This is a genomic window from Enterobacter sp. PL_is379 (assembly GCF_055817355.1).
The window spans coordinates 221,061-246,082 of the sequence record NZ_JBVPGT010000031.1; the positions used below are offsets into that span (position 1 = coordinate 221,061).

Genomic DNA, 25,022 nt, shown 5'->3' on the forward strand with positions numbered 1-25,022 from the left:
GTGGTAAACGTACCTGCACACGATATGCAGACCCTGCCAGCGCTTCGCTCACGCTCCGAAAGGTACACGAGCACCCTGATAAGGTGTGATCCCTCTGACAATCTGATTTGGTCACTGGTGACTTTCGCAAAGTGAAACCAACCAGGTTGGCCTGATGCAGTCGCTATGCTCCGCTTGTTGCTTGTACCACTAACGGGGCTTTATGGCTTCTATTGTCTGAAATCTGATACATTGCACAAACATCATGTGGATTACTGTAAAGTTCATCTCTATGATTATGTGTGCCATTGCCAGTGCCAGTGCCAGTGCCAGTGCCAGTGCCAGTGCCAGTGCCAGTGCCAGTGCCAGTGCCAGTGCCAGTGCCAGTGCCAGTGCCAGTGCCAGTGCCAGTGCCAGTGCCAGTTAAGAAATGTGGAGAGGACAATATGGATGTTACTGATGAGGCTTTGTTGGGTTCTGGCTTTACACCATCGGATTTGAAGAAGATAAAGAACAACGTTGAAAGCTATGGTGGAACGTTGGGGAATGCAATCAGGGACCTGGCCAGGCGATTTATTCTTGCCGTGTGGGTTGTATCCGGTTGCCTTGCTGTATTCATTTTTCTTGTGATGTTCGCATCTGAGCAGAGTGTTTTCTCTGGTGCTATTGGCCTTTCTTGTGGCGCAGCGGTTGCAATTTTTATACAACCGCCTGTACTTGCTTATAAATCTTGGCGATTCTGTAGAGCGAACAAATCTTAATTAGTACTGTTATCAGTAGCCAGAAGATCAAAAATGACTTTCGCTTTGACACCATATCCAGCGATTTTCATCGTTAGCTTAGGCTTGCTCATTGTGTCAACTTTTCGGTAGTAATCACGCGGCAGCCAACGGAATAATCGCCAAGCTCCGGGTTTCCTTGCTAAGCCGAAGATACTATAGACACTCGCCCTAGAGTCACCGTATTATAAAGAGCTAATCCACTTTTTGGGCTAAACCCCATAAATTGTGCGGTCTCCATTGCGCCATCAGCAAAAATTCCTTCCGATTTGGATTGTTCACCATAGCGAAGATGGCTTGCTTCTTTTGTTATACCGTTAATACCATCAACAAATAAAACTGCTCCTGCAAGAATTCCAACAGGGGTCATAGTGGACATCATAACCATCCCACCAAATAATGCTGCTCCAGATACCACTACATGGATTGCCGAAATCACGTATCCGACGATTTTATTGTTTTCCCTGACAAACTCGACCTTTGCATAAAGTTGGGCGGCCCTGGTTCTTAACAAGCGTTCTTGTTCTTGCAGATTATCTGTTTCGGCACGCAGATTTTTGATGCATGAAATGCATTCTTCATCGGTTTTGGCCCGTCGTGCAGTTTCAAATTCTTTCTCTACGACCTGCCTTATCTCTTCGACAAACTTGATACGTGTTATCCCATCTTGCAAATAGAATGCTGATAGCCGATTTGCAGTTTCGACGAGTTTCCGGGCTTCCAGATTTACCATGGTATCTGACCATGTTCTGTTCCAGCCCCTGTTGAGCAGCGCAATATCCATTAAAGACTCCATCCCAAAATGTGTCTGGTCATTTTACGTGCAATAAGGTCGAAGACAACAGGAAATACTTTCACAACCCGCCCCCGTGGGTGTCCCGTTGCTTTATCCTTCCAGTTTACATTCTCCTGTTCAAAATATCCCCGGCTCTGTTGGTGATCTGCTAGACCGTCAGCCCAGGCCCTCGGTGAAAAGCGCTTTTCTTCGCCAAATATCGCTACGTGATGCCTTCAGCGACACGCCTCACTGCAACAAGCAGTGCAGTTACACAATCCTGCTTTGGGCTGACGCGAGGGAGGTAACTTGATGTTTTGAAGTGCGTCTGTTCACTAATTGTTCGGTTATTTAACATATTCTTTGTTGTGCGCACCAATATTGTAGTAGCTTAATTGAGATGTTCGTCTCTGACCAAATAGACATGTCCGCGCTACAGTCTCACCACAGCGATCACTGCTTTCAAAGGATGAGACTCATGAAGGCATAAAGAACGGTGATTTACTAAATGTTTGGTCAACCCGAGTGAGCTTTAAGCGCTCAGGGTCAACCTACTAACCTGAACGCTTTCTAGCTCTGTTTTTTATTAATCTCATTGCACTTTTTGACTGTGTGAGCCCTAGAGCCATATGGTTTTCATACTCTTTGAATAATAAGTCAAGGCTGTTATTTATATAAGATACATATTTCTCAGTAGCGGTTACAATCTCGGGAAAAACCTTAAAAAATTCTTCGGTATGTATATCTAAAAAATAAGATGTCGCTCTCGATAAATGTTTTTTGTTTGAACTTATCGATAGCCTTTCTTTAATCATGTCGTTATTATCCAAACAGAATGAGTAAAGAAAATCATAAGGGGGTATAAATCTATTACTGAAAATAACTCTATTGTAAATACTTTCAATTATTTCAATTTCATTATATTTATCTTCTCCTCTCAAAAGTTTAAATGTCATGCTTTGGAAATTATTTACATCAAAATTGATACTAACATCGGCTAAAATTGATTTAACCTCTTCAAAGTTAACATACGCGACAACACCATTTCTACTTAATTTCTTAGAAGTGTTCAGGATGTTTGATACATAATCATTATAATATCCTATTTCATTTAAACACTTACACATATAACAAAAGTTACGCTCATAAAAGCAACTGGCTTCGCTCCAAAATTCTATTTGTTCATCATCAGGCCTTTTTGTAAGGAATCTCGCTGCATAATAATCCTGTATCGATTTATGGATAAATGTATAAGCATCATAACCATCGCTTACAAGAAGATTAGTGAGGTTAATAATGTCCATCATTACATCGTACTCGTTTTCAGTTTCTTTATTTATAAACTCTAAAGACTCCTTAAAAATAGATAAGCAGGTGTTTCTGTCAAGCGTTGTTTTTTGATCTAAGTGTGACATAAAAGAAAAATAAATAAAACAATTCTCGAGCTGTATATCATTTAGCGTGCTAAGCCTTTCACGAGAGAAAATTTTGTGGTAGTCGTGTTTATATGCCAGAGATGAAAAAAGCGCATCATAATAGGAGGTTACATTCTCAGGGTCTCTGCCTAATCCAAAGCAAGTTACTATAAATATATCAACTAATATGGGCGTTATGATAGATTCATGAAGGAATTTTTTCTCATCTAACATTTTATTAAGTTGCTTAACGGAATTAACATTCGTTATGTTCCGATGTATGATATTTCTTACATCCAGCTCCTTTAAGTATTCTAATTTATAAGTAGTATATGCCGGTAGTTTACAAAATTCCGTATCAGGTCTAGTGGAGCAAATAACGCTACAGTTCCATTGCATATCACACTCATCCAAGAATTTTATTGCTTGTTTTCTGTGGCTTACAGGAATTTCATCAAACCCATCAAGATATAAACGCACTGGATTATTTTTCAATAATGCTGACACGTCAGTTTTACTACAGTCAACGCCGTTTATTATGAAATGTGTTTCTAGTGCTTCAACTAATGATAATTCCTTTGAGAAATCAAGATTCCTTAAGCTTAGAAAGATAGGAAAAAACAGAGACTTATTTAAGTCTTCAAGGAACATTTTTTTCATGGTCATTGTCTTACCTTGTCCGGCAACACCGACAAGACAAACACGCTGCTCTTGTTCTAAGCTTTCATAATCATCTATGGTTATGTTTTTTCTTCTGTAACTGGATACATTAAGCGGATAATATATTTGATCCAAATATACATCTTTATCCCCGCTTAATATTGTTCTGAATGTGAATACCTTTTTCAAAAGATTTTCAGTGTATTTTTTATTTGAACTACTGTCACTAAGCGTCTTATAGATATTTATTGACCGGATAATCTCATCAGCTTTCGAGATGGCTTTCTCTGCTGATTTTTCACCAATTTTTTTTAACAAACCAGAAATAAATGGAATCGTTAATGAGGAGACTGTACTGGCGATCATTCTATTACTCCAAAGAGGATTTAGAAGTAACGTAACAGGAAATGTACTTTATGTCAGCGAACTCTCCTTTTTTTTATAAATAAAAATCTACTTAATTAAAATGTACCTTTGAAAAGTAGACTCTCTGCGGTACGCTTTTCGGAATCATTCACCTCGATTTTTCACGCAGCGCGCCGGAGGACTTCCGCCCCGGACGGGCCCTGAATGTCCTGATACCCGATGATGATCCTGAGCTTAACCTGTCGCTGGATGTCATTCTGCCCAATGAGAATTTCATGCCGATGCTGCCCGGAGATAAAGTCCCGGTTAATCCTGCCCGGGTCTACCTGCTTTCCCTCAACTCCGCCCGTAGCTGGCTGACCAGGGCCTCGTTCCTTGGCATTGTCGCCGACATGCTCGGGGCCGCTTCCCTGGAGTCCAACAGTTGGGGTAGCCTGCGGCGCCATTACGTAATGGCCGTCACGGAACTCCTGCGCGTCACCGGCCGTGCCATTGCCACCATCTGCGGCAGCCCAGGGCATTCCGCAATCTCAGTAAGCTGGGCAAGTGCAGACGTTGTTGACATCGGAAAAGTAACATTTGAGAGGTAGATTGCATGCTCTCACTCTGTCAAAGCAAAAAAGGCTGCATTACGCAGCCTTTTAAAATTCACCCTTTCGGAAACACCCACACATGCTTCTCCGGCAACGAAAGATGGCAGTGCTGCGGATCCCGAACCTCATGCCCATACGCGCGAATGACAAAATCATCCCCCACCGTGCGGAACAGGTACTCCCAGCGGTCGCCGAGGTACATGCTGGTGAGCAGCGGCAGCTCAAGCTGATTTTCCCCTGGCCCCTCGACCACCGCCACGCGCTCGACGCGGATCACCGCCGTGGCGTCAGCGCCACTCTGCACGCCTTCACCGGCCTGGCCCCACAGCACCCAGCCTTTGCCTTCGATACGCGCTCTGCCGTCGCGCACTTCGGTGACCTTGCCGTGCAGGCGATTGTTGCTGCCCATAAACTCGGCGGTAAACAGCGTCTTCGGCGAGCCGTACATCTCCTGCGGCGTGCCTTGCTGTTCGATCTTGCCGTTGTTCAGCAGCAGGATGCGGTCGGAAATGGACATCGCTTCGTTCTGGTCGTGCGTCACCATCAACGCGGACAGCCCGAGCTTGATAATCAGCTCGCGCAGGAACACGCGGGCTTCTTCGCGCAGCTTGGCGTCGAGGTTGGAAAGCGGCTCGTCCAGCAAAATCACCGGCGGGTTGTACACCAGCGCGCGGCCAATCGCCACGCGCTGCTGCTGCCCACCGGAGAGCTGGTGCGGGTGACGTTTGCCAAGATGGCCCAGACCAAGCTGGTCCAGCACGTCCTGCACGCGCTGCTGGATCTCTTTGGCCGGGACTTTGCGCAGCTTGAGCGGATAGGCCACGTTCTCAAACACGGTTTTGTGCGGCCACAGGGCATAGGACTGAAATACCAGCCCCAGGTTACGCTCTTCCGCCGGGACCTCACTGCGCGGCGTGCCGTCGTAAACTTTATTGTTGCCAATCACAATCGAGCCCTGGGTCGGTTTTTCCAGACCCGCGACGGCGCGGAGCAGGGTGGTTTTACCGCTGCCGGAGGGGCCTAACAGGGAGACCACCTCGCCGCGCTTCAGGTTCATGGAGACACCTTTTAAAACAGGATTGTCGCCGTAGGTTAAGTGCAGATCGTCAACCGCTAATTCAATCATGTATTTTCACTCCGAAACGAAGGGCAATGCCCAGACCTACCACGACAAGCAGGATGTTAATGAAAGAGAGCGCCGCCACGATATCAATGGCACCCGCGGCCCAGAGGGAAACCAGCATCGAGCCGATGGTCTCCGTGCCGGGCGAAAGCAGGTACACACCCGTTGAGTATTCGCGTTCAAAGATCAGGAACATCAGCAGCCACGAACCGATCAGACCGTAGCGGGAGAGCGGAATGGTGACGTGGCGGGTGATCTGCCCGCGCGTCGCCCCGGTGCTGCGCGCGGCTTCTTCAAGCTCCGGCCCTACCTGCAGCAGCGTGGAAGAGATAAGCCTCAGCCCGTAAGCCATCCACACCACGGTATAGGCCAGCCAGACGCTGAAAATGGTGCTGCGCAGCGAGCGCAGCCAGACGATGACGTTCTCACGCATCCAGTCGGTCCAGGCAAACCCGGAAAGCCAGCCGGATTTCAGCGAGTTATCCAGCCACATCGGCAGGAACAGGAACACCCACAGGAAGGCCAGACCCGCCAGCAGGCCAGGCACGGCGCGCGGCACCAGCACGCTGTAGTCCAGGAAACGCGTGGTGTTGTCCGGCTTACGGTGCATGGCAATGCCGACAAACAGGTAGCACACCACGGCCAGCGCGCCGCCAATGACGCCAATCGCCATGGAGTTGACGATGGCGCGCAGCAGGTTGGGCTGCGCCCAGATGGTGCGGAAGGTGTTCAGAGAAAGCTCGTCCCACAGCGAAACGCCCACGCCCCAGTTCGAGATAAACGCGCGCAGCACCACGCCGAGCAGCGGAACGCCGATGGTAACGGTGAGCCAGAAGGCAATCACCGCGCCAGCTACCCAGCGCCATTTACCCAGCGGTAGCGCGCGGGCCTGCGAGGCCTTGCCCTTCATGGTGACGAAGCGGTTGGCGGTACGCATCAGTCGACGCTGGAGCATCACCAGCGGGATGGTGATGCAGATCAGCACCACGGCAACCGCCGCCATCAGGTTATAGGATGGGGTGCCCATCTTGTTCGTCAGCTTATAGAGATAGGTCGCCAGCACCATGTTGCCTTCCGGGTCGCCGAGGACCAGCATCAGGCCGAACACCTCCAGCCCCAGGAAGAACAGCAGCACGGTGGCGTACAGAATCGACGGGCGCACCATCGGCAGGCTGACGGAGGTCATCACCTGCCAGGGCGACGCGCCCGCGGTGCGCGCGGCTTCTTCCACATCGGAACCCACGCTGCGCAGTGCAGACGAGATATACAGATAGGCGTGCGGGACGTGCGTCAGGCCGGCGATGACCACAATGCTCGACATGTCGTAGATGTTCCACGGCACAAAGCCAATCAGCGCCTCTGCCCACTGGGAGAGAAAGCCCACCGGACCGGCGGCCACCACGTAGCCGAAGCCCAGCACCATCGGTGAAACGAAAATCGGCACCAGGATCAGCGGCTCAATCAACCGGCGGCCGGGCAGGTCGGTACGCACCATCAGAAACGCCAGCACGCCGCCCAGCGGAATAGAGATAAAGACCAGCCCGAAAGCAAGAATAAAGCCGCTTTTCAGGGCCTTATAAAAATCAGGGTCGGTGAAAATAAAATCAAATGATTCAAAGCTCCACTCTTTTGACGGCGAAAAGAACGGCGCGGACAGGAAGCTCTGTATCACGATAAACGACAGCGGCGTGTAGATAACCAGGGCGGTTATCAGCACGACGATGCCTCGCGGCAGGCTTTGCCACTTTCTGCGTAATGTATTCATGGGGTATCCCTGGTATTGCAGCCCAGAAAAACGAACTCAGTCGATAAGGAAGCGCGGCGGCCAACGCCGCGCTCAGATGCTTATTTACCGGCGGCGGTACGCCACTCTTTGATGTACTCGAGGCGTTTTTTCGGCTGCAGGTATTCCAGCAGGGTTTCATCAACCGGGATCGGCTTCAGCGCGTTGCCGAGGATTTTTGTCAGGCCGTCGATATCATTCTTGCCTTCGATATCGTTACGAATGGAGGGGATGTCCGCCTGATTGGCCAGAATGTTTTGCCCTTGTTCAGACAGCACGTAGTCCAGCCACAGTTTCGCAGCGTTGCCGTTTTGCGCCTGCTGGCTGATGAACGACACGCGCGACAGCACCAGGGTGTAATCTTTTGGATAGGAGATGCCGAGCGACGGATCGTTCTTCGCACGTGCTTCCGCATAGGAACCGAGGATATTGAAGCCAATCAGGTTTTCACCGGAGGAGACGCGCTCCATCATGGTGCCGGTAGACGACTGCACCGACAGGCCACCTTTGGCGACGTCGGCCAGGGTCTTAAAGTAGTTTGGATCGGCGCTGTGATCCTGTACCGAGAGCATAAAGCCCAGACCCGATTTTTCGATGTCGTAGGTGGTGACTTTGTTCTTGAATTTGTCCGTCTGGCTGGCAATCAGCTTCGCCAGCGCGGCGTGAGAATCCGGCACGTCACCGGCCGGGATCAGACGCTTGTTGTAGATAAAGACCACCGGCTCATAGGTGGTGCCGTAGGCCTTATCTTTCCAGACCGCCCATTTCGGCAGCTGGCTTTGCTCCGGAGATTTGTACTCCATGGCGTAGTCGGTGGCGAGCTTCAGGCCGGTGTCCATCGAGGAGCTCCAGACCACGTCACCGCTCACGCCGCCGGAAGCCTGTTCGCTGATGAAACGGTTGTACAGCTCGGTGCTGTTCATGTCGTTGTATTCGACTTTAATGCCCGGGTAGGTTTTTTCGAAGCCCTGGATCAGCGGTCCGGCGGCTTTGATGTCGGTGGTGGAATAGATGACAACCTTGCCTTCTTTCGTGGCGGCATCAACAACTTTTTGATACTCAGCAGGATACCCCTGCGGCAGGGTAGAGAGTGCAGAAGCAGAGAACAGTACAGTAGCGGTAAGCAGAGAAATTCGGAACGTGTTCGACATTATAGTTAACCTTTTAGTTACATTTGAGGAACTAATTGTCAACATAGCGTATCGGGCTCCACCCACAATAGGGGGGAGCGGGGAATGATTCCGAAGTGTGATTGTCGCCGTCGTTTCAGCAATTAACACCATAAAATCCGCGAACGTTAGCTTACGAACGGTTCTGGATTACGGTTTATCAGGGGCTTTGCGGTATAACCGGCGTGGATGACCAATATTGCCATACAGCATTTCGACGCTGATAAACCCGCTCTCCACGCAGTATTCAAGATAGCGGCGCCCCGTGGTTTTGCTGATCCCCACGTTTTCCACCACCTCCTCAACCGACATCGCATTGTCGGGATGTTCGGCGAACAGGCGTTTAATGCGTTCCAGCGTCTGGGGCTCAATACCCTTCGTGGACGGCGTAGCTGAGGACTCCGCGGCAGGCAGATTAAACAGGCGATCCAGCGCATGCTGGTCGACCACCTTCACCTGCTGCACGGTGTGGATGAAGCGCATAAACCGCTCCAGCGAGGCGTGCAGGCGCTGGAAAAAGACGGGCTTGATGAGGTAGTCAAACGCGCCGCTGCGCATGGCGTGGCTGCAGGTTTGCATATCGCTGGCGGCGGTGATGAAGATCACCGAGCATTCGTAGCTTTTCAGCAGCGGGTTATCGATGAGCTCCACGCCTTTACCGTCCGGAAGATAGTTGTCCAGCAGGATAAGCCGCGGCTGATGCTGACGAATCAGGCGGCATGCCTGCTCAATCGACGCGGCGATGCCCACCACGCGCAAATGAAAATTCTGCTCGATATACTCGCGATGTAGCTCCGCCAGGTGCGGCTCATCTTCAACGATCACAACATCAAGTGCTCGGGTCATGCTTTTGCCCATTCGGAATAAACACAGAAAAAATAGTCCCTTGTGGCGTGTTGTCGGCAATCTCAATACTGCCGCCGGCCTTGTCGATATATCCTGCCACCAGAAACAGGCCAATACCGTGCTCGGTACCCACAATGTCGTTTTCGCTGTCCGGTTTGCTGCTGAATCCCTGGCGGAATATATGCGGCTTCATCGCATCCTCCACCCCGCAGCCCCGGTCAGCCACCTCGATCAGCAGCTCCTGGTTACGGTCAGAAATGTAGAGCTCCACCGGCGCGGGTACCGGTGCCTTAAGGGTCGCGTCCACCGCGTTATCCAGCAGATTACCAATAACCGACATCAGCTCCGTTTCGTTGAGCGTGGCAGGCATGCGGGTGAGCTGGCAGGCGGGGTCAAACAACAGCTCGATCCCTTTCTCGCGCGCGCTGACGTATTTTCCTAACAGCAGACCACACAGCGCGGGAGAGGAAAAGCGGGCGGAGACAAAATCCAGCACGCGCTGCGCGCCTTCGGACTGTACCTGGATGTAACGGATCGCCTCGTCATAGTGTTTCATCTGCAGTAATCCCACCAGTGTGGCGGTCCAGTTCAGCTGCTCGTGGCGCATAATGCGCAGGTTATCCGCATAGCGCTTGATCTGACTGAGCTGGCTGCTGAGCGTGTTAATGTCATTTTTGTCGCGAAAGCTGTACACCCAGCCGCTTTCAACGCCCGGTTCGACCTCAATCGCGACGCGGTTGACGATCACCTCCCGCTGGTTCAGCACGGCAATCTGGTCGTGGCTACCACTGCTCACCGAGGCGTAGCGCTGGGATAAAAAGCCCGGCGACGTCTGCAGAACGTCTTCCAGCGGTTTGCCGATAAGTTCTTTCTCACTTTGCCGAATATCCAGCATTTCTCGTGCGGCGCGGTTAATTAAAATCAGCTGCTTCTCTTCATTGACGGCAAATACCCCCTCATACATGGCTTCTAATAGCGCGCGCTGCTGCAAAACCAGCTGAGCGATATCTTTCGGCTCCAGTCGGAACATCTGTTTTTTGAGATTGCGAGTAAACAGCCAGGAGAACATAAACAGCAGCAGAAGAAGACCCGCGCCGTACAGCCCGGACTGCCAGAGAATGCGGGCATTAATATTGGCTATATAGGAGGTCAGATAGCCGACCGAGACAATACCGATCACCTGGTGCTGCGCGTTGAAGATGGGGGCTTTGCTGCGTAGCGACACGCCAATCCCACCCTGACGCACGGAAATAATGGTTTTACCCTTTAACACCTCCGCATTGTCCCCGCCGATCATCGGTAAATTAATACGCTCCGGGGATTCCGAATGATAGAGGTGCTGTTCCTCGGTATCGCCAATCACAATGTAGCTGGCATCGCTTTCGGCGCGCAGCGGCTGAATTAACCGGGCGATACCGGGGATATCTCTGGCCGCAACCATTGCCGCCAGACCCGGCATCAGCGCGATCTGGCTGGCCTGAACCCGGGCGCGCTGGCCGAGATCGTGATGGAGCTGTCGGTCAATAAAATGAAACAGGATTGTTCCGAGCAGAACTAACAGCAGGCAGGAGAAGCACACCAGCGCTAAAAACAGCTTTACCTGAAAAGAGAGTCTGCGTTTCATTCAACCTGCGGAAGTTATGTAAAAGTGACATTTGCCGAGCCTGACATGCGCCAGTAGTGGACGCAATCTGGCGAGAAAAGAGTTGTGACCTGGCTTTTCGTTTTCGGCGTTATAGCCATCAGGATCCCGTCAGGCTATTCTTCATTCAGCACGATAATAATTATAGAGGCAATGTCATGGATAAAGAGCTTCTGGATGCGGGTTACCGGGCCTATACCGGCGAGAAAATTGACGTTTACTTCAACACCGGGATCTGCAAACACTCCGGTAACTGCGTGCGTGGCAGCGCAAAGCTGTTTAATCTGAAACGTAAACCGTGGATTATTCCCGATGAAGTGGACGTTGAAACGGTTGTCCGCGTGATTGATACCTGCCCGAGCGGTGCGCTGAAGTATCGCCAAAAATAAGCGAGGAACCATGGATATTCTGGAAGGCCATAACAAGTTTTACGTGAATGATGCGAACGGTAATCAGGTCGCGGAGATTGTCTTCGTGCCGACCGGCGAGCACCTGAGCATCATTGAGCATACCGATGTGGATGAGAGCCTGAAAGGGCAGGGGGTCGGTAAACAGTTGGTGGCAAAAGTGGTGGAGAAGATGCGCGGTGAGAACCGCAAAATTATTCCGCTGTGCCCGTTCGCGAAACATGAGTTTGATAAAACGCGGGAATATGACGATATTCGGGCGTAAATAACACCGGCGATGGCCGGTGTTTTTTTATCTCACCTGCTCAAAAAGCAATACCATCGCGATCAGCACCATGATCCCTCCTGATGCCATGCTTACCAGACGCGCCGCCTGTGGTCGGGTCGCCAGTACCGCTTTCGAACCATACCCCACCAGCAGATAGACCAGCGTACAGGTGATAAGGTGCATCATCCCAAGCGCGGACATCTGCATCGCTATCGACCAGCTTCCGGTCGGGTCCGTAAACTGAGGAAGCAGCGCCAGGAACAGTAAAAACACTTTTGGGTTTAGGCCGCTAATGCAGAGTCCTTTCACCGCCCACTGTTTCCAGCTTCCCGCGTGGTGGGTGGCCTTTTCCGGTGCGGCAGGGTGACGCAGCAACATTATGCCAAGCCACATGAGATACAGAGCGCCAGCCACGGTCAGCCCGGTCAACGCCAGCGGATGTTGAGCAATCACGACCCCCACGCCAGCCACCACAATCAGCGTGGCTAACAGATGCCCGGACATCAGCCCCATCACCGCCGGTACCACGCGTCGCCCGTTAATCCCGGCGCTAATGGCGTAGGCCCAGTCGGCCCCCGGGGTCATGATAAGCAGAAAAGAAACCACCCAAAAGCCGGCCACAATACTCATTTCCATCGTCCTGAAAACTCCCGCAGTGCGTCAAACGTTGCGAAAAAGAATATCGTTAACCCTGCGAAATAGGCTTTCAATGTTATGCTCATAACACGGTTAAATTGAGAAAATCTTCCACATGGATAGCATCGATCGAAAAATTCTTGCTGAGCTACAGTCAGATGGCCGCTTATCCCTTACCGAGCTGGCTGAAAGAGTGAATCTGAGCCTCTCACCGTGCCATCGACGCGTGCGGGCGCTGGAGCAAAGCGGGGCCATAACGGGATACCGTGCCAGCCTGGATCCGGCTAAAATGGGGTTTAACTTCCTGGCGATCGTCTTTGCGACGCTGAAAGAGGGGGACCGAAAGGCGGTTAGCGCGTTTGAAGCGGCGGTGGAGGAAATTCCGCAGATCGTGCTGGCGCAGCGTCTGTTTGGCGATCCCGATTATCTGATGCACGTCGTGACCCGCGACCTCTCCGCTTTCCAGAAGCTCTATGACGAGAAGCTTTCCGCCATGCCTGGCGTGCAGCATCTTCGCTCTACGCTGGTGATGAAAACGGTGGTGCAGGACAGACCTTTTCCGCTGGACGTCACGGGACGAGACTAAATGACATGCCCGGCAGAGCGCCGGGCATCAAAGGAGATTAGCCGACAAACATCACCGACACGCACAGCACCCCGACGATCAGCGTCAGCAGGTTGCCAATGGAACGGTACTGTTTCAGGGAGGGGATCAGATACGTCGACAGCGTCGGCATGATAAACAGGATCATGGCGATAAGCGGGCCGCTGATGGCGTAAATCATCGAAATGGCGTTCGGGTTAATGCAGCAGACGGCAAAGGTGATTAACGACACCCCCATAATGGATATCGCGCGGTTAAAGGCGCGGCTCTTTTTCACGCCCACCTGATTGAGCGACGACTTCACGATTTCCGTTGCCCCTTCAATCACCCCAAAATAGGTGCCGAGGAACGATTTCGACATCGCAATAATCGCCACGATAATCCCGGAAATACCCAGCCACGCCGGTGAAGAAGGCATCATCGACAGCGCGGACAGGATCGTCACCCCTTGCTCTTTGGCGGTCACAATGTACGACGGCGGAATAGAGAGCAGGCAGCTGAAGACAAAGAACAGCACGCTCAGGCAGATAATCAGGTACGCCACCTTCATGATTTTCTTGCATTTATCCATTGCGCCGTCGGCAAATTTCTCGCGACGGTCAACGGCAAATGTGGAGATAATCGGGGTATGGCTGAACGCAAACACCATCACCGGAATCGAAATCCAGACCTGGTGCAGCGTATGGCGATCGACGGCCATCTGGCTGGTCAGCAGCGAAGGTTGCCAGCTGCCGATCAGATAGAGCGAGACAAAAAGGAAGTAGGCAATCAGCGGAAACACCAGGAAGCCCATCACTTTTATCGTGATATGCCGTCCCATCAGGAAGATCAGATTCAGGACCAGCACCACCCCCAGGCTGACCAGCACGCGAACGGCGGTATCCACCGTCAGGTGTTTTGCCAGCTGTTCCGTGAGTGAGTTGGTGATGGCCACCGCATAAATCTGCACCACCACAAAGAAGGCGATGAAATAGAGCGTGGTGATCAGGTTGCCGATCTTCCGGCCGTAATAGTGCGAAACGGCGCCGGTGATCCCTTCGTTGCCTTTCGTTTTTGACGAGAGGATAAATTGCGCCAGCGCTTTGTGCGGCCAGTAGGTTAAGGGGTAGGCCACGAGGGCAGTAATAAACAGGACGATTGCGCCTGCGGAGCCCAGCTGAATGGGCAGGAAGAGCGTTCCTGCGCCCACGGCCGTGCCGTAGAGAGCGAAACTCCAGAGAGTCTCATCTTTTGACCAAATTTTCGACATTAGAGCAACGTATCAACTATCAAACCATCAGAATGGAGTGCAATTTACCATAGTTATGCACGGAGAGCGCAGTTGCTTCGAAGGCGTTTGGCCGGAACGGACGTCCGGCCAGAAGGCGTTTAGCCTGCCAGGGCGCGTCGTTGCTGGCGGCGCTTAAGAAATTTCTCGCGAAGGCAATCGTACGCCCAGTTATAGAACATGGTGTACGGCAGGAAGAACAGGAAGAAACCTATTTCCAGTGTGAATGCCTGCAGCAGGGTGACGCCCAGTACGGCGGCGACAATCGACACGCCGATCACAATAAACCCGCATTCGAACCCCAGCGCATGCAACGCACGCACTTTTGCCGTACGTTTGACGCGCTGAACGGGCCAGAAACGGTCGAAGCCGAAGTTATAAATAATGTTCCACAGCATGGCGGTGGTCGCCAGAATAATGGTCAACCCACCCATTTCCACCACGGAACGCTGCATGAGCCACGCCGCCGTAGGGGCGAGGATCGCCGTCGCGATCCCTTCAAAACAGACAGCATGAAAGATCCGCTCCGGCAGTTTACGTTGGAGTTCATCCTGATGTTGCATAGCGATAGACCTCGTTATTCGCCGGTATCGGCGTTGATGTGGCCTATTTTCATCGCTAAAGCTGATATATTAAAGATAGTATCCATCGCTAAAGTAGATAGGTTATGCGCTATTCACCCGAAGCCCTTACCGCGTTTGTCGAGACCGTTGCGGCAGGCTCTTTCTCTGCGGCTGCACGCCGGCTGCGTAAAAGCCAGTCGACGGTCAGCACGTCCATTGCCCATCTTGAAGCCGATCTGGGCTTCGAGCTGTTTGACCGCTCGGCACGCCAGCCGGTGTTAACGGCCCAGGGGGAACAGGTGTTGGGCTATGTGCAGGCTATTCTCGCCGCCAGCACGCGGCTGGATGAGCTGGCGGTGTCGCTATCGGCGCAAACGGAGGCGCGTCTGACGTTTGTCCTTTCTGATACCCTCAACCCGGACGTGCTGGAAGAGATGATGAAACAGTTTGACGCGCGCTTTCCCCATACGGAATTCGAATGTCTGATTGGCGAGGAGGAGGACGTGATCGATCTGCTGCAAAAGGAGCGCGCGCAGATTGGCCTCACCGAGGCGCGAGACGGTTATCCTACGGATATCGGCGCTATCCGGCTGCCGATGCAGACCCGCATGGCGATCTATGTCGCGACTACGCATCCGCTCGCCGGACAACATGACGTTCAGCGTGACGAGCTGCACGGCTGGCGAGAGCTGCGGCTGAGCACCTATCTTGAGCGCGAGGCGGAGATCGCGCGCGGGCCCGTCTGGTCAGCCCCGAATTACCTGTTACTCTTGAGTATGGCGGTACAGGGGTTTGGCTGGTGCGTCTTGCCGTGCGCGCTGGTGGATGAGTTTGCCGCCGCGAAATCCCTGGTACAGCTCAATGTTCCCGGCTGGCCGCGGGCGATCGGCATCGATCTGCTGTGGAATAAACGATCCCCTCCCGGCGTTGCCGGAAGCTGGCTGCGGCAGTATCTGCAGGATGCACGCTGATCCTTGTGATTAAACTCACTATTTTTAAACAATTAAGATAATTGCCAGTAACAATCCTCTACTATCGTCATGTCATTTAACACAGAGGTCGTGATGAAAGATGTCGTAATAGTGGGTGCGTTGCGTACAGCTATCGGCTGTTTTCAGGGAGCGCTTGCGCGTCACTCGGCGGTTGACCTGGGGAGCGTGGTGGTGAAAGCGCTGGTGGAACGTAGCGGGATCGCAGCACATGAAGTTGACGAGGTGATTCTGGGACAGGTCCTCACGGCCGGTGCCGGGCAAAACCCTGCGCGTCAGGCGGCGCTGAAGGGCGGGCTGCCCAATACCGTCTCCGCTATCACCATCAACGACGTCTGTGGTTCAGGATTAAAAGCGCTGCATCTCGCGACGCAGGCCATCCAGTGTGGTGAGGCGGACGTGATCATTGCGGGCGGGCAGGAGAATATGAGCCGCGCGCCGCACGTGTTGACCGACAGCCGCACCGGCGCACAGCTGGGCAACAGTCAGCTGCTCGACAGCCTGGTGCATGACGGCCTGTGGGATGCCTTCAATGACTATCATATGGGCGTGACGGCGGAAAATCTGGCGCGCGAGTACGGTATCAGCCGTGAGGTGCAGGACGCCTATGCGCTGAGCTCGCAGCAAAAAGCGCGTGCGGCGATCGATTCCGGTCGTTTTCGAGACGAAATTGTCCCAGTCAGCGCGCTGCGTCAGAACGGCGAGGTGATGGTTGTAGATACCGATGAACAGCCGCGCACCGACGCCAGCGCTGAAGGGCTGGCCAGGTTGAATCCTGCTTTTGAAATGCAGGGCTCGGTGACGGCGGGAAACGCCTCTTCCATTAACGACGGCGCTGCCGCCGTCATGATGATGAGCGAAAGCAAAGCCCTCGAACTCGATCTTCCCGTGCTGGCCCGCATTAAGGCATTCGCCAGCGTGGGGGTTGATCCAGCGCTAATGGGGATCGCGCCGGTCTACGCCACCCGTCGCTGTCTGGAGCGTGCGGGGTGGCAGCTTTCAGATGTGGATCTGATCGAAGTGAACGAAGCCTATGCCGCACAGGCGATTTCCGTCGGAAAAATGCTGGAGTGGGATCCGCTTCGGGTTAACGTGAACGGTGGGGCGATCGCGCTGGGGCACCCGATCGGGGCGTCCGGCTGCCGGATCCTGGTTTCGCTGGTCCACGAAATGAAAAAGCGCAATGCCCGCAAAGGGATTGCCACGCTCTGTATCGGCGGCGGGCAAGGGGTGGCGCTGGCCATCGAACGCTAACCTTTCCTCATTGAAAAGACCTCCTCCGGGAGGTTTTTTTGTGCCCTTTTTCTCCCGTCGGTTTAATTGTGATCCGAACATCAATTCCGTTATAAACAAAAATAAAAAATGAAACGTTGTTTTAAATGTAATTGAAAAGCTCACTTTATGCCGATAGTATGTGCTTATTATGAAAAACGGAACGCTGTTTCGTTTTACTTCCCGCCTTCGGGCATGACCACATCTGGAGGTTACCGTGGACGTCAGAGAAAGCATCCACAGCGCGCACGCCAAAACGCTGGATACTCAGGGGCTGCGCAAGGCATTTTTAGTCGAGCAGATATTCGAGGCCGACAGGTACACCATGGTTTACAGCCATATCGACCGCATTATTGTGGGCGGCATTATGCCCGTCACGAAAACCGTCTCCGTGGGCGGCGAGGTCGGTAAACAGCTGGGCGTGAATTATTTCCTCGAGCGTCGCGAGCTGGGGGTGATTAACATTGGCGGACCGGGCACCATCACCGTAGACGGACAGTGCTATGAGATTGGCCATCGCGAGGCACTGTACGTAGGTAAAGGGGCGAAAGACGTGGTCTTTGCCAGCATCGACGCCAGCAAGCCTGCGAAGTTTTACTACAACTGCGCGCCGGCTCACACCACCTGTCCAACCAAAAAAGTGACCACGGCAGACGTCGCGCCCGTGACGCTGGGCGACAACCTCACCAGCAACCGCCGCACCATCAATAAATACTTCGTGCCGGACGTGCTGGAGACCTGTCAGCTCAGCATGGGGTTGACCGAGCTTGCGCCAGGGAATCTGTGGAACACCATGCCGTGCCATACCCACGAGCGCCGCATGGAAGTCTACTTCTACTTCAACATGGATGAGGACGCCTGTGTGTTCCACATGATGGGACAGCCGCAGGAAACGCGCCATATCGTGATGCACAACGAGCAGGCGGTGATTTCGCCGAGCTGGTCTATTCACTCCGGCGTTGGGACAAAAGCCTACACCTTTATCTGGGGAATGGTGGGCGAAAACCAGGTCTTTGATGATATGGACCATGTTGCGGTCAGCGATCTGCGCTAGTCGCGGGCGGTGAAGCAAAAACCTGCCTGTGAGTGACAGGCTCTGAAAGAGTAAGGAATAAACATGATTCTGGATGCATTCTCTCTGCAGGGGAAAGTGGCGGTGGTTTCCGGATGTGACACCGGGCTGGGTCAGGGGATGGCGTTAGGCCTGGCGGAAGCGGGCTGCGATATCGTCGGGATTAATATCGTTGAACCGACGGAAACCATCGAACGCGTGACGGCGCTGGGTCGCCGTTTCCTGAGCCTGACCGCCGACCTGCGTAAAATCGATGCCATTCCTGAACTGCTGGATCGCGCGGTGGCGGAATTCGGCCATATCGACATTCTGGTCAACAACGCCGGGCTGATTCGCCGTGAAGATGCGATCAACTTCAGCGAACGCGACTGGGATGACGTAATGGATTTGAACATCAAGAGCGTATTTTTCATGTCCCAGGCGGCGGCAAAGCACTTTATCGCGCAGGGGAACGGCGGCAAGATCGTGAATATTGCCTCCATGCTCTCGTTCCAGGGCGGTATCCGCGTGCCGTCTTACACCGCGTCCAAAAGCGCCGTGATGGGCGTGACCCGCCTTCTGGCAAATGAGTGGGCGAAACACAACATCAATGTGAATGCCATTGCGCCGGGCTACATGGCGACCAACAACACCCAGCAGCTGCGTGCAGACGAGCAGCGCAGCGCGGAAATCCTCGACCGCATTCCGGCGGGGCGCTGGGGGCTTCCGCGCGATCTGATGGGGCCGGTGGTCTTTCTGGCCTCGTCGGCATCGGACTATATCAACGGCTACACCGTGGCGGTCGATGGCGGCTGGCTGGCACGTTAATTCCACCTGCATGACGAACCTCTGCCCTCGGGTGGAGGTTTTTTTTGGCTAAAAATTACCATTATCCATATGACATAAGATGAAAAATCCATACTGAAAATTCATAAATGATGCGTATCACAGTTTTATTGCTTAAATATTAGGTAATTAATAAAAAACGGTGCGATTTCAGCATTAGTTGAAATTGTAATGTCCATCACAGATCGTGATGCCATAGCGAAATAATCCATATCTTCACGAATTCCCGCCTGACACTTTTCCTCGCTTTCTCGTAATTTCAGTTAACGAATTTTGCTGTTGAGGCAGGAAAAATATGACATCTATCAATGACTCTACCCTAATGCCCGCTGCGCTGCGTGATACCCGGCGCATGAACCAGTTTGTCTCCATTGCCGCCGCCGTGGCGGGCCTGTTATTTGGACTGGATATCGGCGTCATTGCCGGAGCGCTGCCCTTTATTACCGATCACTTTACCCTCAGTAACCGTCTGCAGGAGTGGGTGGTGAGCAGCATGATGCTCGGCGCGGCCATCGGGGCACTATTTAACGGCTGGCTATCGTTCCGCCTGGGGCGCAAATACAGCCTGATGGTCGGGGCGATCCTGTTCGTCGCGGGTTCGATCGGCTCCGCGTTTGCGACAAACGTAGAGGTGCTGCTGCTTTCCCGCGTGCTGCTGGGCGTGGCGGTGGGGATTGCCTCCTACACCGCGCCGCTTTATCTCTCCGAAATGGCGAGTGAGAACGTGCGCGGCAAGATGATCAGCATGTATCAACTGATGGTCACGCTGGGTATCGTGCTGGCGTTCCTGTCTGACACCTACTTCAGCTACAGCGGCAACTGGCGCGCAATGCTCGGCGTGCTGGCGCTGCCAGCGGTGGTGCTGATTGTCTTAGTGATTTTCCTGCCGAACAGTCCGCGCTGGCTGGCGCAAAAAGGGCGCCACGTGGAGGCAGAAGAGGTCCTGCGCATGCTGCGCGATACCTCGGAGAAAGCGCGCGAAGAGCTGAACGAGATCCGCGAAAGCCTGAAGCTGAAGCAGGGTGGCTGGGCGCTATTTAAGATCAACCGCAACGTGCGCCGGGCGGTCTTCCTCGGCATGTTGCTGCAGGCGATGCAGCAGTTCACCGGCATGAACATCATCATGTACTACGCGCCGCGTATTTTTAAAATGGCCGGGTTCACCACCACGGAACAGCAGATGATCGCCACCCTGGTGGTCGGGCTGACCTTCATGTTCGCCACCTTTATTGCCGTATTCACCGTGGACAAAGCCGGCCGTAAACCTGCGCTGAAGATTGGCTTTAGCGTGATGGCGCTCGGCACGCTGATCCTCGGTTACTGCCTGATGCAATTTGATAACGGCACGGCGTCAAGCGGACTTTCCTGGCTTTCTGTCGGGATGACCATGATGTGCATCGCTGGCTACGCGATGAGCGCCGCGCCGGTGGTGTGGATCCTGTGCTCCGAAATTCAGCCGCTCAAATGCCGTGACTTTGGCATCACCTGTTCCACGACAACCAACTGGGTATCGAACATGATCATCGGTGCGACGTTCCTGACGCTGCTGGACGCGATTGGCGCAGCGGGAACGTTCTGGCTCTATACGGTACTGAATGTGGCATTTATTGGCGTCACGTTCTGGCTGATCCCGGAAACCAAAGGCGTGACGCTGGAACACATCGAGCGCAAGCTGATGGCTGGAGAGAAACTGCGGAACATCGGCGGGTGATTTTTTGCCCGTCCGAAGGTTTTAATACGTGCCGCAACTGGAAAGGGAAAGGTGGCTTAATCACAATAAAAATGTGACTAAGATCACCACTAACTCTGGTAGGGAGTAGACACAGAGAGGGAACAGGCATTAGGATTTTTCTTATGTTGATGTATTATCGGAACACCGCCATCAATGTTAAGAGATGCGTTGCATCCGGAAAAAGAAGAATCACTATGTCAGAAATGGATTTCAAAAAAAGCACGGACCTCGACTTTCCCCGTTATGCCGGCCCGGCTGTAAGCGCAAAAGAGATCGATCTTCTGGGACTTTTTGAGGTCCTTCTGGCGGCGAAAAAACGTATCGTCGCCATCGTCTTTGCTTTCGCGCTGGTGGGGCTGGCCGTTTCATTTTTACTGCCGCAGAAATGGACCAGTAAAGCGGTGATCACCCCGGCAGAACAGTCGCAGTGGAATCCGCTGCGCCAGATGCTGGTTGCGCTGCAGGTGCTTGACGTGGACGTGAAAATTACCCGTCCAGAAATTTTTGATCTCTTTATTAAAAAGTTTCAGTCGCAGTCATTGCTCGAAGAGTACATGAAATCCTCTCCTTATGTGATATCGCAGCTTAAAGGTGTTGAGGTGGATCCGCTCGATCTGCATCGTGCGATAGTCAACATCTCAGACAGAATGAAAGCGGTGAATGACGATCAGGGAAAAGGCGCGGATAAAGTGCCTTTTGTCTCCTGGACATTGAGCTTCACTGCGCCAACAGCAGGCGATGCGCAAACCGTTTTGGAGGGGTATATCAATTATATCGTGGCTATCGTCGAAAAAGAGACGGTGCAGAATATCCGCAACCAGATCGCCCTGAAAACGAACGTTGTTGAGCAGCAGCTGGAACTGGATCGTGTTCGTCTGACCAATGTTCACAATACCAACCTGCAGCGACTGAATTATTCCCTGGAAGTGGCGAATGCCGCCGGTATCAAGAAGCCGGTCTACAGCAACGGGCAGGCCGTAAAGGATGACCCGGATTATTCCGTTGCGCTCGGTGCTGACGGTATCGCGCAAAAACTGAAGATTGAAAAAAATCTGAAGGACGTGACTGAACTGAATGCGGACTTTCAGAACCGGGAATACTACCTGGCACAGCTGAAAAATCTCTCCTTTGCCGATGTTAAACTTGAGCCATTCCGGTACCAGCTCACTCCTTCCATGCCGGTGAAAAAGGATGGCCCGGGCAAGGCTCTGATTGTCGTTCTGGCGGCGCTTCTTGGGGGCCTGTTTGCCTGCGGTAGCGTGTTACTGCGCGAGGCGATGCACACCCGTACTTCGCCGCCAGAGCCGGTGGCGAAATAAAATCTGCAGTTTAAAAAGGCGCTGAATAGAGCGCCTTTTTTTATGTGCATCGGTTGTGTTAAAAAAAGAGACCAAAGATAAGGAGGGATGATGAAAACGATCGGCCTGTTAGGTGGTATGAGCTGGGAATCGACAATCCCTTATTACCGCCTGATTAATGAAGGGGTAAAGCAGCGTCTGGGTGGTCTGCACTCCGCAAGTCTGCTGCTGCACAGCGTTGATTTCCATGAAATCGAAGCCTGCCAGTCGAGCGGTGAGTGGGATAAAGCCGGAGAGATCCTGGCTCAGGCGGCGCTGGGACTGGAGCGCGCCGGCGCCAGGGGGATAGTGCTTTGTACCAATACCATGCACAAAGTGGCGTCGCATATTGAAGACCGCTGCTCGCTGCCGTTTCTGCATATCGCGGACGCGACCGGGCGTGCGATTGCGGCATCCGGAATGCGCCGCGTAGCGCTTTTGGGTACACGCTACACCATGGAGCAGGATTTTTATCGTGGACGTTTGCACAGTGAATTTGGGATAGAAAGCCTGATCCCGGATGAAGAAGATCGGGCGCGCATCAATCAGATTATCTTTGACGAGCTCTGCCTCGGTACCTTCAGCGAAGCTTCCCGCGCGTATTACGTCAGCGTTATCGATAAACTTAGGCAGCAGGGGGCCGAAGGGGTGATCTTCGGCTGCACTGAGATTGGTTTGCTGGTACCCGTCGAGCGAAGCCCTCTCCCGGTATTTGATACCACTGCAATTCATGCCGCCGATGCCGTGGCGTTTATGTTGTCCTGAGCACCCGGTTTAGGTTTACGTGTTGGCGGCGTCATAAGCGGATTGCGCCGCCACAATGGCATCAATATTATTTTCCACCCAGTGCGCAAGCACAGTCACCGTTTCGGTTAACGTCTGGCCAAGCGGCGTCAGGCTGTACTCGACGGTTACAGGTACCGTGGCGAATATCTTTCGCGACACCAGCCCATCACGTTCCAGTTTGCGTAAAGACTGGGTCAGCACCTTTTTGGTGATTCGCTGAATATCACGTTGAAGATGACTAAAGCGCATCGGCCCATTCTCAAGGCGCGCAAGAATTAACAGTGCCCACTTATCGGCGATACGCGCCAGCACGCCGCGGGTCGGGCAGCGTTCATCGAACACGTTGTAAGGAGGCATCTCCTTTTTCAGAACTGCTGTTTGGGTCATGGTGGTTCCCTCGAGGTAACCAGGTGAGATAAAGGTGCCTTCTTACGCCCATGAATGTTTGCGTGTATAAAACGACGTAAGGTTTCTATTTGATACCAGGGAACCGAAAATGGCAACGGGCTCGCAGAGCAATTTTAAAGTCGTCTTAATCGTTTGACTCACAAGGCAATATTGCATCAGGAGAACTATCATGAGCGTTGTAGTTATCTATTATTCTGGCTACGGCCACACCAAACGCGTTGCTGAAACAGTCGCCGAGGGCGCGCAGGCTGAGCTGATCGCCATTGACAGCAATGGCGATATTCAGGAAAGCGACTGGCAAAAACTTAACGATGCCAGAGCGATTATTTTTGGCGCGCCAACCTACATGGGAAGCGTACCGTGGCAGTTTAAGAAATTCGCTGATGCGACCTCAAAAGCCTGGTTCGTGCGTAGCTGGCAGGACAAAGTGTTCGCGGGCTTCAGCAACAGCGCCAGCCTGAACGGTGATAAGCAGGTGTCGTTACAATACCTGCAAACGCTGGCCTCTCAGCACGGTGGGATTTGGGTGAGCCTGGGGCTACCGCCGTCAAATACCCTCGCGGCAACCCGTCAGGATATTAATAATCTGGGCGGTTCAGTCGGTTTGCTGGTGCAGTCTCCATCAGATGCTGATGCTGGCGCCATTGCCAGTGGCGATCTGCAAACCGCTGTGAAATTCGGCGAGCGTGTTGCGGCCATCGCGAAACGTTTTAACTGAGTTTTCAGACGCCCGCTGTTCAGTGGGGCGTCTGATTCAACATCCTATTTAGCTGGCCAGCCAATAGACTTAACCCTCCTTGCAGATGCTCACTGAACGCCTCCACCAGCGCCGATGCCGGACGATGCAGTGGGCGGATTAGGCTAACGGTGAAAGGAACTGAGACACTAAACCGACGTACAACAATCCCACTTTCCGTATAATCCAGCGCCGTGAGCGGATTCACCACCGCGACGCCGACGCCTGCGCGTACCATCGCACAAATCGAGGCCGCGCTGTGCGTTTCTACCACCATTCGGCGTTTGACCTGATGCTCGGCAAACAGCGTATCCAGCAGCTGTCGATAACTGTCAGTCTGCGACAGGCTGATGTAGTTTTCCCCGTGGAAATCCTCCGGTGTAAGCACTGCGTTACCGGCAAGCCGATGCCCGGCGGGCAGAACGCACACTTCATCTAACGAGAGCAACTCCGTGCGCGCCGTTCCCGCTGGCGTGGAGAGGGTTTCGGTCAGGCCTAAATCATGGCGCTGAGCCGAAAGCCACTCTTCAAGCAGAGGTGATTCCTGAGGCACGATGGTGAGGCTGACCTCCGGGTATCGGGCCAGAAAGGGTTGCAGCAGCATCGGCAAAAAGGATTGCGAAAAGACGGGCAGGCAGACGATCGACAGCTCGCCCTGACGAAACTCGCGCAGGCTTTCCGCGGCACTCACTATTCTATCCAGCCCGTACCAGGAGCGCTGAACTTCCTCGAACAGGCGTAACCCTTGTACCGTCGGGTGAAGCCTGCCCCGGGTACGTTCGAACAGCTTCAACCCCAGCACTTTCTCGAAGCGCGCCAGCTCGCGGCTCACCGTCGGCTGCGAGGTATGCAGCATCTGTGCGGCTTCGGTGAGATTGCCGGTGGTCATCACGGCGTGAAAAATCTCGATATGGCGTAAATTGACGGCGGGCATAGGGCACCTGAAAGCAGAGAACTAACCATATCATTTTTGCATAGACTCGCGATAAA

At 53.0% G+C, this 25,022-nt stretch carries 23 protein-coding genes and 1 pseudogene; 12 read left to right on the forward strand and 12 right to left on the reverse strand.

Annotated features, from left to right (window positions below; all coding sequences use genetic code 11):
- Positions 1-425 precede the first annotated feature (425 nt).
- The gene (locus AC0TOY_RS17555) at positions 426-740 is read left to right on the forward strand and encodes a hypothetical protein (protein WP_090418557.1); all 315 of its coding nucleotides are present in this window, start codon (positions 426-428) and stop codon (positions 738-740) included.
- Here AC0TOY_RS17555 and AC0TOY_RS17560 read toward each other — a convergent pair.
- From AC0TOY_RS17560 to AC0TOY_RS17590, 7 genes and pseudogenes are all read right to left on the reverse strand, one after another.
- Positions 737-1,542 (reverse strand): annotated as a pseudogene (locus AC0TOY_RS17560) (DUF4225 domain-containing protein). The gene AC0TOY_RS17555 and the pseudogene AC0TOY_RS17560 sit on opposite strands and share 4 nt — an antisense overlap.
- A 545-nt stretch (positions 1,543-2,087) precedes the next feature.
- On the reverse strand, positions 2,088-3,974 hold the full coding sequence (locus AC0TOY_RS17565) for an NACHT domain-containing protein (protein ID WP_473702219.1): 1,887 nt from the start codon (positions 3,972-3,974) through the stop codon (positions 2,088-2,090).
- A 648-nt stretch (positions 3,975-4,622) separates the two neighbouring features.
- Positions 4,623-5,693, reverse strand: coding sequence for an ABC transporter ATP-binding protein (locus AC0TOY_RS17570; RefSeq protein ID WP_021242036.1), 1,071 nt, complete (start codon positions 5,691-5,693; stop codon positions 4,623-4,625).
- A complete protein-coding gene (locus AC0TOY_RS17575) occupies positions 5,686-7,455 on the reverse strand; it encodes an ABC transporter permease (protein ID WP_023294491.1) in 1,770 nt (589 codons plus the stop codon). Before AC0TOY_RS17575 ends, AC0TOY_RS17570 begins: the two co-directional genes overlap by 8 nt.
- Positions 7,456-7,535: 80 nt before the next feature.
- A complete protein-coding gene (locus AC0TOY_RS17580) occupies positions 7,536-8,624 on the reverse strand; it encodes an ABC transporter substrate-binding protein (RefSeq protein ID WP_473722251.1) in 1,089 nt (362 codons plus the stop codon).
- 168 nt (positions 8,625-8,792) lie between these two features.
- Complete coding sequence (locus tag AC0TOY_RS17585; protein ID WP_370884452.1) at positions 8,793-9,488, reverse strand: response regulator; 696 nt, start codon at positions 9,486-9,488, stop codon at positions 8,793-8,795.
- Positions 9,472-11,112: an ATP-binding protein gene (locus tag AC0TOY_RS17590; protein WP_370884451.1), complete on the reverse strand. Its 1,641-nt coding sequence runs from the start codon at positions 11,110-11,112 to the stop codon at positions 9,472-9,474. The genes AC0TOY_RS17585 and AC0TOY_RS17590 overlap by 17 nt, the downstream gene beginning before the upstream one ends.
- A 176-nt stretch (positions 11,113-11,288) precedes the next feature.
- Here AC0TOY_RS17590 and yjdI point away from each other — a divergent pair, with 176 nt between their 5' ends.
- Both yjdI and AC0TOY_RS17600 read left to right on the forward strand, forming a co-directional pair.
- Positions 11,289-11,519: a 4Fe-4S mono-cluster protein YjdI gene (gene yjdI / locus AC0TOY_RS17595; RefSeq protein WP_008499689.1), complete on the forward strand. Its 231-nt coding sequence runs from the start codon at positions 11,289-11,291 to the stop codon at positions 11,517-11,519.
- A 10-nt stretch (positions 11,520-11,529) separates the two neighbouring features.
- Positions 11,530-11,802 carry a GNAT family N-acetyltransferase gene (locus AC0TOY_RS17600; RefSeq protein ID WP_008499687.1) on the forward strand — a complete coding sequence of 91 codons (273 nt, stop codon included), beginning with the start codon at positions 11,530-11,532 and terminating at the stop codon, positions 11,800-11,802.
- Between the two features lie 27 nt (positions 11,803-11,829).
- Here AC0TOY_RS17600 and AC0TOY_RS17605 read toward each other — a convergent pair whose 3' ends face one another.
- On the reverse strand, positions 11,830-12,441 hold the full coding sequence (locus tag AC0TOY_RS17605; RefSeq protein ID WP_370884450.1) for a LysE family translocator: 612 nt from the start codon (positions 12,439-12,441) through the stop codon (positions 11,830-11,832).
- 115 nt (positions 12,442-12,556) lie between these two features.
- Between AC0TOY_RS17605 and AC0TOY_RS17610 the strand changes: the two genes are divergently transcribed.
- Entirely contained in the window at positions 12,557-13,027 is a 471-nt protein-coding gene (locus tag AC0TOY_RS17610; RefSeq protein ID WP_024909320.1) for an Lrp/AsnC family transcriptional regulator, read from the forward strand.
- A gap of 37 nt (positions 13,028-13,064) precedes the next feature.
- Here the strand turns inward: AC0TOY_RS17610 and AC0TOY_RS17615 are convergent, their stop codons facing one another.
- Together AC0TOY_RS17615 and AC0TOY_RS17620 are read right to left on the reverse strand one after the other, a co-directional pair.
- The gene (locus tag AC0TOY_RS17615) at positions 13,065-14,294 is read right to left on the reverse strand and encodes an amino acid permease (RefSeq protein WP_473722252.1); all 1,230 of its coding nucleotides are present in this window, start codon (positions 14,292-14,294) and stop codon (positions 13,065-13,067) included.
- A gap of 119 nt (positions 14,295-14,413) precedes the next feature.
- A complete protein-coding gene (locus AC0TOY_RS17620) occupies positions 14,414-14,875 on the reverse strand; it encodes a multidrug/biocide efflux PACE transporter (RefSeq protein WP_473722253.1) in 462 nt (153 codons plus the stop codon).
- 104 nt (positions 14,876-14,979) lie between these two features.
- On the opposite strand from AC0TOY_RS17620, the gene AC0TOY_RS17625 reads away from it, so the two are divergent.
- The 7 genes from AC0TOY_RS17625 to AC0TOY_RS17655 all read left to right on the forward strand — a co-directional run bounded on the left by AC0TOY_RS17625 (position 14,980) and on the right by AC0TOY_RS17655 (position 22,867).
- Positions 14,980-15,846: a LysR family transcriptional regulator gene (locus AC0TOY_RS17625; RefSeq protein ID WP_045909903.1), complete on the forward strand. Its 867-nt coding sequence runs from the start codon at positions 14,980-14,982 to the stop codon at positions 15,844-15,846.
- Positions 15,847-15,939: 93 nt separating this feature from the next.
- On the forward strand, positions 15,940-17,118 hold the full coding sequence (locus AC0TOY_RS17630) for an acetyl-CoA C-acetyltransferase (protein WP_045415627.1): 1,179 nt from the start codon (positions 15,940-15,942) through the stop codon (positions 17,116-17,118).
- A 235-nt stretch (positions 17,119-17,353) separates the two neighbouring features.
- Positions 17,354-18,190, forward strand: coding sequence for a 5-dehydro-4-deoxy-D-glucuronate isomerase (gene kduI, locus AC0TOY_RS17635; RefSeq protein WP_045909902.1), 837 nt, complete (start codon positions 17,354-17,356; stop codon positions 18,188-18,190).
- A 63-nt stretch (positions 18,191-18,253) separates the two neighbouring features.
- Positions 18,254-19,015 (forward strand): 2-dehydro-3-deoxy-D-gluconate 5-dehydrogenase KduD, encoded by a 762-nt coding sequence (kduD, locus tag AC0TOY_RS17640; protein WP_048224726.1) that lies wholly within the window; start codon positions 18,254-18,256, stop codon positions 19,013-19,015.
- A gap of 313 nt (positions 19,016-19,328) precedes the next feature.
- Positions 19,329-20,744, forward strand: a complete 1,416-nt coding sequence (araE, locus tag AC0TOY_RS17645) for an arabinose-proton symporter AraE (protein WP_024909313.1) — start codon at positions 19,329-19,331, stop codon at positions 20,742-20,744.
- A gap of 215 nt (positions 20,745-20,959) precedes the next feature.
- A complete protein-coding gene (wzz(fepE), locus tag AC0TOY_RS17650; RefSeq protein WP_024909312.1) occupies positions 20,960-22,084 on the forward strand; it encodes an LPS O-antigen length regulator Wzz(fepE) in 1,125 nt (374 codons plus the stop codon).
- 90 nt (positions 22,085-22,174) lie between these two features.
- Positions 22,175-22,867 (forward strand): aspartate/glutamate racemase, encoded by a 693-nt coding sequence (locus AC0TOY_RS17655; protein WP_024909311.1) that lies wholly within the window; start codon positions 22,175-22,177, stop codon positions 22,865-22,867.
- Between the two features lie 15 nt (positions 22,868-22,882).
- Here the strand turns inward: AC0TOY_RS17655 and AC0TOY_RS17660 are convergent, their stop codons facing one another.
- Positions 22,883-23,275 (reverse strand): winged helix-turn-helix transcriptional regulator, encoded by a 393-nt coding sequence (locus tag AC0TOY_RS17660; protein ID WP_073961475.1) that lies wholly within the window; start codon positions 23,273-23,275, stop codon positions 22,883-22,885.
- Positions 23,276-23,465: 190 nt separating this feature from the next.
- Between AC0TOY_RS17660 and AC0TOY_RS17665 the strand changes: the two genes are divergently transcribed.
- Positions 23,466-24,014 (forward strand): flavodoxin family protein, encoded by a 549-nt coding sequence (locus tag AC0TOY_RS17665; RefSeq protein ID WP_032645441.1) that lies wholly within the window; start codon positions 23,466-23,468, stop codon positions 24,012-24,014.
- Between the two features lie 19 nt (positions 24,015-24,033).
- On the opposite strand, the gene AC0TOY_RS17670 is transcribed toward AC0TOY_RS17665, so the two are convergent.
- Positions 24,034-24,966, reverse strand: a complete 933-nt coding sequence (locus AC0TOY_RS17670) for a LysR family transcriptional regulator (protein ID WP_473722254.1) — start codon at positions 24,964-24,966, stop codon at positions 24,034-24,036.
- Positions 24,967-25,022 lie beyond the last annotated feature (56 nt).

Bases quoted from the DNA above. Each gene is read 5' to 3' on its own strand.
- AC0TOY_RS17670 (WP_473722254.1), bottom strand. From the start codon at position 24,966: ATGCCCGCCGTCAATTTACGCCATATCGAGATTTTTCACGCCGTGATG.
- AC0TOY_RS17570 (WP_021242036.1), bottom strand. From the start codon at position 5,693: ATGATTGAATTAGCGGTTGACGATCTGCACTTAACCTACGGCGACAAT.
- yjdI (WP_008499689.1), top strand. From the start codon at position 11,289: ATGGATAAAGAGCTTCTGGATGCGGGTTACCGGGCCTATACCGGCGAG.
- AC0TOY_RS17620 (WP_473722253.1), bottom strand. From the start codon at position 14,875: ATGCAACATCAGGATGAACTCCAACGTAAACTGCCGGAGCGGATCTTT.
- AC0TOY_RS17625 (WP_045909903.1), top strand. From the start codon at position 14,980: ATGCGCTATTCACCCGAAGCCCTTACCGCGTTTGTCGAGACCGTTGCG.
- AC0TOY_RS17665 (WP_032645441.1), top strand. From the start codon at position 23,466: ATGAGCGTTGTAGTTATCTATTATTCTGGCTACGGCCACACCAAACGC.
- AC0TOY_RS17615 (WP_473722252.1), bottom strand. From the start codon at position 14,294: ATGTCGAAAATTTGGTCAAAAGATGAGACTCTCTGGAGTTTCGCTCTC.
- AC0TOY_RS17585 (WP_370884452.1), bottom strand. From the start codon at position 9,488: ATGACCCGAGCACTTGATGTTGTGATCGTTGAAGATGAGCCGCACCTG.
- AC0TOY_RS17610 (WP_024909320.1), top strand. From the start codon at position 12,557: ATGGATAGCATCGATCGAAAAATTCTTGCTGAGCTACAGTCAGATGGC.
- AC0TOY_RS17590 (WP_370884451.1), bottom strand. From the start codon at position 11,112: ATGAAACGCAGACTCTCTTTTCAGGTAAAGCTGTTTTTAGCGCTGGTG.
- AC0TOY_RS17660 (WP_073961475.1), bottom strand. From the start codon at position 23,275: ATGACCCAAACAGCAGTTCTGAAAAAGGAGATGCCTCCTTACAACGTG.
- AC0TOY_RS17580 (WP_473722251.1), bottom strand. From the start codon at position 8,624: ATGTCGAACACGTTCCGAATTTCTCTGCTTACCGCTACTGTACTGTTC.
- kduD (WP_048224726.1), top strand. From the start codon at position 18,254: ATGATTCTGGATGCATTCTCTCTGCAGGGGAAAGTGGCGGTGGTTTCC.
- AC0TOY_RS17600 (WP_008499687.1), top strand. From the start codon at position 11,530: ATGGATATTCTGGAAGGCCATAACAAGTTTTACGTGAATGATGCGAAC.
- AC0TOY_RS17630 (WP_045415627.1), top strand. From the start codon at position 15,940: ATGAAAGATGTCGTAATAGTGGGTGCGTTGCGTACAGCTATCGGCTGT.
- AC0TOY_RS17555 (WP_090418557.1), top strand. From the start codon at position 426: ATGGATGTTACTGATGAGGCTTTGTTGGGTTCTGGCTTTACACCATCG.
- AC0TOY_RS17575 (WP_023294491.1), bottom strand. From the start codon at position 7,455: ATGAATACATTACGCAGAAAGTGGCAAAGCCTGCCGCGAGGCATCGTC.
- AC0TOY_RS17565 (WP_473702219.1), bottom strand. From the start codon at position 3,974: ATGATCGCCAGTACAGTCTCCTCATTAACGATTCCATTTATTTCTGGT.
- araE (WP_024909313.1), top strand. From the start codon at position 19,329: ATGACATCTATCAATGACTCTACCCTAATGCCCGCTGCGCTGCGTGAT.
- AC0TOY_RS17655 (WP_024909311.1), top strand. From the start codon at position 22,175: ATGAAAACGATCGGCCTGTTAGGTGGTATGAGCTGGGAATCGACAATC.
- AC0TOY_RS17605 (WP_370884450.1), bottom strand. From the start codon at position 12,441: ATGGAAATGAGTATTGTGGCCGGCTTTTGGGTGGTTTCTTTTCTGCTT.